This is a genomic window from Komagataeibacter kakiaceti JCM 25156 (genome assembly GCF_000613305.1).
Window position 1 is genome coordinate 1 of the sequence record NZ_BAIO01000112.1, and the last position, 6,263, is coordinate 6,263.

Genomic DNA, 6,263 nt, shown 5'->3' on the forward strand with positions numbered 1-6,263 from the left:
CCCGCACTGGGCCGATGTGGTGGAACGGGTGAGCGCCCCCCCGCCGGATGCGGGCCTGCCGCCGGGCGCGCAGGTGATGGGGATCATCAATGTCACCCCCGACAGCTTCAGCGATGGCGGGCGGCATTACGATGTCTGGGCCGCGCTTGAGTCCATACAGCAGATGCACGCGGCCGGGTGCAGGCTGATCGATATTGGCGGTGAAAGCACCCGCCCCGGCGCGCCTCCCGTCTGGGTGGAGGAAGAGTGGCGGCGGATCGGGCCGGTCATCATCGCCATGCGGGCGCGTTCCGCCCTGGATGACATGCGGATTTCCGTCGATACCCGGCAGGCGATGGTCATGGACCGCGCGCTGGCGGCCGGGGCCGACATCATCAACGATGTCTCGGCCCTGACATATGACCCGCAGGCCCGTGCGGTCGTGGCGCGGCATGGTTGCCCGGTCGTGCTCATGCACATGCGCGGCACGCCCGCAACCATGGGCCGGCACACGGTTTATGAGGATGTCGCGGTGGATGTGACGCGGGAACTGCGCCAGCGCGTGGATGAAGCGGTTGCGGCGGGTATCGCGCGCACGCGCATACTGGTTGACCCCGGCATCGGCTTCGCCAAGACCTTTCGGGCAATATGGAGCTTCTGTCGCGCCTGCCGCTGCTGGCGAACCTTGGCTGCCGGGTGCTGCTCGGGGTCTCACGCAAGCGGATGATTGGCGAGATCGGTCACGAACCGATGCGGCCCGGCGCGATCCGGGCACCATCGCGGCCAGCCTGTCGGGGCTGATTTTTCCGGGCACCATAATACGGGTACACAACGTTCCAGCCATGATGCAGGCCCTGCGAGTCAGAGAGGGGCTGGATCGGTCATGACAGGTAAGGTAGGTCGTGTAAGACCAGAATGCATCCGGAGACCCCCCAGTAATGGTAAAAACGAGAAAGCTGTTCGGCACTGATGGAATCCGGGGCACCGCCAACCGTTTTCCCATGACCGTCGAAGTGGCGCAGAAGCTGGGGCAGGCCGCGGGGCTGCATTTCAGGCAGGGCGCGCGCCGCCACAGTGTCCTGCTGGGCAAGGATACGCGCCTGTCGGGCTACATGATCGAATGCGCGCTGGTGTCCGGTTTCCTGTCCGCCGGGATGGATGTGACGCTGGTGGGGCCGATGCCGACCCCGGCCATCGCCATGCTGACGCGCTCGCTGCGGGCGGATCTGGGGGTCATGATCTCGGCTTCCCACAACCCGTATGGGGATAACGGGATCAAGCTGTTCGGTCCCGACGGGTTCAAGCTGTCGGATGAAACGGAAGCCGGGATCGAGGCGACCATGAACTCGGATCTGGAGGGCAGGCTGGCCGCTCCCGACCAGATCGGTCGCGCCTCCCGGCTGAACGATGCGGCGGGCCGGTATGTGGAAAGCGCCAAATCCTCCTTTCCACGCGGTCTGCGGCTGGACGGGCTGCGCATTGTCATCGACTGCGCCAATGGCGCCGCCTACCGCGTCGCGCCCACCGCGCTGTGGGAACTGGGGGCGGAGGTCGTGCGCATCGGGTGTGACCCCAACGGCGTCAACATCAACGAAGGCTGTGGCTCCACCCGGCCCGAGGCCCTGTGCGCGGCGGTGCTGCACCATCGGGCCGATATCGGCATCGCCTGGATGGTGATGCCGACCGTGTGCTGATTTCCGATGAAAAGGGCCATCTGGTCGATGGCGACCAGATCCTCGCCTCATCTCCAAGTCATGGGCGCGGCAGGGGCGGCTGTCCAGTCGGTATATCGTGGCCACGGTCATGTCCAACATGGGGCTGGAGCGGTATCTGGAATCGCAGGGTCTGGAACTGGCGCGCACGGCGGTGGGAGATCGCTACGTGGTCGAGAAGATGCGCGAACTCGGCGCGAATATCGGGGGGGAGCAGTCCGGCCATATGGTGCTGTCCGATTTCGCCACCACGGGGGATGGTCTGGTGGCCGCCCTTCAGGTTCTGGCCGAGGTGGTGGAGACGGGCCGCCCCGCCAGTGAAGTCTGCACCCTGTTCCAGCCATATCCACAATTATTGCGCAATATCCGCTTTGCGGGGAAAAGCCCGCTGCATGATCCGCAGGTGCATGAAGCCCGCGCGGCGGCCGAGACGCGGCTGGGTACGCAGGGCCGCCTGCTGCTGCGGGAAAGCGGAACCGAGCCGCTGGTCCGTGTCATGGTGGAAGCCGAGGATGAAGCGCTGGTAAAGGAAGTGGTCGAGACCATGTGCGAGTCCATCAGCGCCATCCAGATGGCGGGCTGAGCCATGCGCGGGCGCATTCTCATCATGGCGGGCAGCGACAGCGGCGGCGGCGCGGGGATTCAGGCGGATATCAAGGCCGTCACCATGCTGGGTGGCTTCGCCATGACGGCGGTAACGGCGCTGACGGCGCAGAACACCCTGGGCGTGCACGATGTCATGGCGGTGCCGCCCGGCTTTGTCGTGGCCCAGATGCGCTGCGTCATGGACGATCTGGGGGTTGACGCTTCAAGAGCGGGATGCTGGACCAGGCGGTGGTGATCGAGGCCATTGCCGACGTGCTGCGCACCGCTCCCGATATTCCCTACGTGCTTGACCCCGTCATGGTGGCGAAAGGCGGGGCGGCCCTGCTGCATGACAGCGCGCTGACCACGCTGCGCAAATATCTGTTACCGCTCGCCACGGTGCTGACCCCCAATCTGCCGGAAGCCGAAGCCCTGCTGGGGCGTTCGGTTACACAGCGCGGCGACATGCTTGCGGCGGCCCGTGACCTGCTGGCGCTCGGCCCCCGCGCGGTCCTGCTCAAGGGGGGGCATATGGCGGGTGATGAACTGGTGGATGTACTGGTTGAACAGGGCGGCGCGACTGAGGAATTCGTGAGTCGCCGCATCCACACCCGCCACACTCATGGGACGGGCTGCACCCTGGCCAGCGCGATCGCGACCGGGCTGGGGCAGGGGATGGGACTGCGCGACGCGGTGCTGCGCGGGCGGGCCTATGTGCAGGCGGCCATTACAGCCGCGCCCGGTTATGGCGCGGGAGCTGGCCCCCTGAATCATGGTATTCAGGCCGGACAATGGAATAGTTAACTGTCCTTTAAAAAACAGGCGCTGCATATACATAAAATTCATGAGACAATCGTAACAGGCTATCAACTTTAGGTTGTTCATTAGTGATAACACACTTATAGGTAGATGAAGTGTAAATATCTACTGGATGGTCGTTATGCGGATTTTGCTTGTTGAGCCTAATGCCCGAAAAGCCCAGGAGACCACCCGGCATATGGAACGCGCCGGGTTCACAGTAGATCATGTCGATACGGGGCATGATGCACTGGGAATGTTAAAATCCTATAACTATGACCTGGCCGTTATGGACATATGCATGCCGGACATGGATAGTTACGAGGTCATCCGCACCAGCCGCGTGGCGCGGGTGCCGACGCCGGTAATGATCCTGTCGGATGAAAGGGCCGCCACCGCCAAGGTGAAGGCGTTTTCCACCGGGGCGGATGATTATGTGACCCGGCCCTATGAATCCATGGAACTGACGGCGCGGATGCAGGCGATTGTCCGGCGCTCCAAGGGATATAGCGAGCCGACGCTGCGTGCCGGGCCGCTGGAACTGTGTCTCGATAGCCGGGAGGTCCGGGTCAAGGGCCGCAACGTGCATCTGACCGGCAAGGAATATGTCATCCTTGAACTGCTGCTGCTGCGCAAGGGCATGGTGCTGACCAAGGATGCTTTCCTGAACCACCTGTACGGCGGCATGGATGAACCGGAAATGAAGATCATTGACGTGTTCATCTGCAAACTGCGCAAGAAGCTGCAGCTTGCCGGGGCGGGTCAGCTTATCTCCACCGTGTGGGGGCAGGGATATGTCCTGCGGGAGGAAAACAGTTCCTTCACCCTGCCTTCAACCGAATCGGCCGTGCATATCCGGACGGGCTGAAGACGGGCCTGCTTCCCTCTCCTTTCCCACGGTCGCGCGCGGGCGTTCCGTGGCGTGGGGCGGGAGAGGACATCCGGCCGACAGGTGGGGCCGGGCACAAAAGAAAATGGCAGGTTCCCCAAACCGGGAAACCTGCCAAGTTTTTAAAGTGATGATTCGATGTGCGATGCCCCCATCGCGTTACTTTTATCGCACCCTCCCCCCTTGACCGAACATGAGGTAAATCAAACTTCGGAAGAATAATGCGGATGTTTTTTCCGTCGCATCTTTATTCCGTTCCCGTGATGGGACAGGATGCCGGGATCAACACGATGGAAACAGGCAGCAGGCAATGGGTAAGAGAACAGCGTTAAGGCATTTATATACGAGTGGTGCGCTGCTGCTTGCCGCGACGACCGGACTGACCGCGTGCGAGAGCCTGCATGACCGGATTGTGGACAAGGAAAACAGCCTGGCCGCGGCCGGCTTTGTCGTGCGCCCCGCCAACAATCCGGAACGGCAGATGATGTTGCAGAAGCTGCCCCCCAACAAATTTCTTCAGAAATCGTTCGGGGATCACATGCTCTACATCTATTCCGATCCGAAGGTATGCAACTGCCTGTATGTAGGGAACCAGGCGGCTTACGGGCGCTACATGTCCTATGTGCAGGCGCAGAACCTGGCGGACCAGCAGCAGATGACGGCCGATATGTACCAGGATGCCTCATGGAACTGGGGCATGTGGGGCTGGGGTGGCGGCTGGGGCGGTGGCCCGTGGGGCGGCGGCTGGTGGTAAGGCACGCGCGCATGCGTTCCTACTGCTTGGGGCGGTGGTCGGCATAGACCACCATCTGCCATGCCTCCTGCGTGCCTGCACGGTGCGGGTGGGCATGGATGGGGGGCAGGAGCTGCCCCTCGCTCACGGCTGTTTCCACCCCGCAGCCCACGCAGCGGTAAATACCTGAATGGGGGGCGACGGTACGGGGAGGATGGATCTTGTCGAATTCAGGATCGGTCCACGTATCGATAAACTGTGCGGACTGGTACAGAGCCATCCCGTTCTCCATAGTTTCCCATCGGTTGCCATACGTGGATTCAGAGCCGCAGGCCCCCGGTCCCGCACGCATGGGCTGTTACGCCACCATGTGCAGTACCGGCCCGTGAGTCTGGCCCCGGATCATGCCACAGGCAACGGATCCGGTCAGGGGAAATTACAGGATCGGGTGGATAATTAAATTGATGCAGCCCCTAATCAGGGGAGCGGAGCGTGAGTGACTGATCAATTGTCTGTGTCACGATGGCGTTCAGCCCGCCATGCGCCGCCACCCACTGGAACGGGTCGGTATCGTTATTGAATGTCGGGTCAAGCTGGTCGTCATGAACCGTGCCATAGGCCTGAAAATACATGTCGGGCCGGGCGGGGATGGTGTCCATCGTCCATGTCCAGTCAGCCGACAGCACGGCCGTCGCGCCAACCGTGGCGCAGGGGCGGGCGTGTGACAGGGTTACGGCATCCGTGGTCATGAGGGCGGCCTGCGGGCGGTGATAGCTGGAATCGCCGCCAATGTCCTCCATCTGGAGCAGCCGCCTGCGGGCTTCTTCCGCCGGGGGCACATCGCGCCAGCCATCCCCATCCGGCGCGGCATGGCGCGGTCGAGCGGATCGGAAGCCGGGCCGAAGGCATGTCCGGCGTAATTCAGCACCGTTCCGGCAGGCACATGTACGGGTTGCCGTACCGGCGTGTCCTGCACGAAGCTGTCTTCCACCGTATGGCGTTCCAGACAGAGCCGGATCGCGCCACCACCCGCCCATGCGGGCTGTGACAGGAGGGCGAGAGACACGCAGGCGGCCCCAAGCCGGGCCGCCATGCGCCATCCGCCCCGTATGGGCCGGTTACACCGCCCCCCGCTGGGGGAGACGGTGGCGGGTAGCCGATGCCGCATGAGGAAGGACCGGAATCCGGCCGGTTATCAGTGACCGGCGGCCTTCTTCCTGGTTTTGGGCGCGGTGGCGGCGGGCGTTCCCGCCGGGGTGCCGACCATGTCCTCGGATACGAAGCGGATGGTGTTCTGGGCATCCTGCAATGCGCTGTCAGCACTCTTCACATCGTTGCCCGCCAGCAGGTTGCTGGCGCGGTAGACATCGCTTGCGCTGGCGTCGAGCGGGGCGATGGCCAGCACGAAGTCAACATCGACCGCCGCTACCTGCAGGTTCTGCGCCGCCTGCGTGGGCTTGCCCTTGTTCAGGCTGGTATTGGCCGTGGCCACCGCCGTCCCCTTGGCGGAGGTGGGCTCCAGATCCTCGGTCACGATGTATTCGCCACTCGAACCGGCAGCCAAGCC

At 63.2% G+C, this 6,263-nt stretch carries 7 protein-coding genes and 2 pseudogenes; 5 read left to right on the forward strand and 4 right to left on the reverse strand.

Features of this window, described 5'->3' with window-relative positions; all coding sequences use genetic code 11:
- The 5 genes and pseudogenes from folP to JCM25156_RS08105 all read left to right on the forward strand — a co-directional run.
- Nucleotides 1–706: dihydropteroate synthase (folP, locus tag JCM25156_RS22655; protein ID WP_306301743.1), on the forward strand; the 706-nt coding region annotated here is incomplete at its 5' end.
- Between the two features lie 211 nt (nt 707–917).
- Nucleotides 918–2,274 (forward strand): annotated as a pseudogene (gene glmM / locus JCM25156_RS22660) (phosphoglucosamine mutase).
- Between the two features lie 3 nt (nt 2,275–2,277).
- Nucleotides 2,278–3,080, forward strand: a pseudogene (gene thiD, locus JCM25156_RS22665) (bifunctional hydroxymethylpyrimidine kinase/phosphomethylpyrimidine kinase).
- A 136-nt stretch (nt 3,081–3,216) separates the two neighbouring features.
- On the forward strand, nt 3,217–3,942 hold the full coding sequence (locus JCM25156_RS08100; protein WP_025812717.1) for a response regulator transcription factor: 726 nt from the start codon (nt 3,217–3,219) through the stop codon (nt 3,940–3,942).
- 331 nt (nt 3,943–4,273) lie between these two features.
- The gene (locus tag JCM25156_RS08105) at nt 4,274–4,717 is read left to right on the forward strand and encodes a hypothetical protein (RefSeq protein ID WP_242402549.1); all 444 of its coding nucleotides are present in this window, start codon (nt 4,274–4,276) and stop codon (nt 4,715–4,717) included.
- Between the two features lie 19 nt (nt 4,718–4,736).
- Here the strand turns inward: JCM25156_RS08105 and JCM25156_RS08110 are convergent, their stop codons facing one another.
- The 4 genes from JCM25156_RS08110 to JCM25156_RS22675 form a co-directional block, all read right to left on the reverse strand.
- A complete protein-coding gene (locus JCM25156_RS08110) occupies nt 4,737–4,976 on the reverse strand; it encodes a hypothetical protein (RefSeq protein WP_025812719.1) in 240 nt (79 codons plus the stop codon).
- A gap of 193 nt (nt 4,977–5,169) precedes the next feature.
- On the reverse strand, nt 5,170–5,445 hold the full coding sequence (locus JCM25156_RS30925; protein WP_242402550.1) for a hypothetical protein: 276 nt from the start codon (nt 5,443–5,445) through the stop codon (nt 5,170–5,172).
- Nucleotides 5,442–5,789 carry a hypothetical protein gene (locus JCM25156_RS30930; protein ID WP_242402551.1) on the reverse strand — a complete coding sequence of 116 codons (348 nt, stop codon included), beginning with the start codon at nt 5,787–5,789 and terminating at the stop codon, nt 5,442–5,444. The genes JCM25156_RS30925 and JCM25156_RS30930 overlap by 4 nt, the downstream gene beginning before the upstream one ends.
- A 102-nt stretch (nt 5,790–5,891) precedes the next feature.
- The coding region (locus tag JCM25156_RS22675) for a YfdX family protein (protein WP_034958934.1) at nt 5,892–6,263 on the reverse strand (372 nt) is incomplete at its 5' end.

Bases quoted from the DNA above. Each gene is read 5' to 3' on its own strand.
- JCM25156_RS08100 (WP_025812717.1), top strand. From the start codon at position 3,217: ATGCGGATTTTGCTTGTTGAGCCTAATGCCCGAAAAGCCCAGGAGACC.
- JCM25156_RS08105 (WP_242402549.1), top strand. From the start codon at position 4,274: ATGGGTAAGAGAACAGCGTTAAGGCATTTATATACGAGTGGTGCGCTG.
- JCM25156_RS08110 (WP_025812719.1), bottom strand. From the start codon at position 4,976: ATGGCTCTGTACCAGTCCGCACAGTTTATCGATACGTGGACCGATCCT.
- JCM25156_RS30925 (WP_242402550.1), bottom strand. From the start codon at position 5,445: ATGACCACGGATGCCGTAACCCTGTCACACGCCCGCCCCTGCGCCACG.
- JCM25156_RS30930 (WP_242402551.1), bottom strand. From the start codon at position 5,789: ATGGCGGCCCGGCTTGGGGCCGCCTGCGTGTCTCTCGCCCTCCTGTCA.